We start from the raw sequence: 401 nt of genomic DNA, 5'->3' as shown, positions 1-401 counted from the left end.
GGTACCGCACAAAACTGTAAATATGTCAAGAGGTTCATCCAATTCCCAAAGGTGTGTGGAAGCATGGGTACGTGGATTGGTAGTCGAGCAGAAGACGGCGGACGCGGACGAGTAAGGTCTCGTGGACTCGGAAATGTGTATAACAGACAAGGTGTAAGTTCCTTCAGCATCCACTGTTGGATCAAACAATCCAGTGCCACTGGCAAGAACGGGAGACCATGTACCACCAGTATCAGGAGTACCTCCAAGAACGGCTCTTATACACATCTGATCATCCCGACCAAGACCATAATGATGACCCCTACTGTCCGCCCTTGCTGGCACAAACACAACAACGGTACCAGTAGCAGAACCAGCACCTCACCGATCTGTCCCAGACAACGAGTACGGCGAAACAAGAT

1 protein-coding gene is annotated in these 401 nt (G+C 50.4%); it reads right to left on the bottom strand.

Features of this window, described 5'->3' with window-relative positions; genetic code table 11:
* Window positions 1–324: hypothetical protein (locus ZA07_RS16055; RefSeq protein WP_157492172.1), on the bottom strand; the 324-nt coding region annotated here is incomplete at its 3' end.
* Window positions 325–401 lie beyond the last annotated feature (77 nt).

It is taken from the genome of Mangrovimonas sp. ST2L15 (genome assembly GCF_001280515.1).
In the GTDB taxonomy this organism is placed as follows: domain Bacteria; phylum Bacteroidota; class Bacteroidia; order Flavobacteriales; family Flavobacteriaceae; genus Mangrovimonas; species Mangrovimonas futianensis.
Note: the sequence above shows the minus strand (reverse complement) of the source record. Positions and strands in the feature narration are given on the sequence as shown.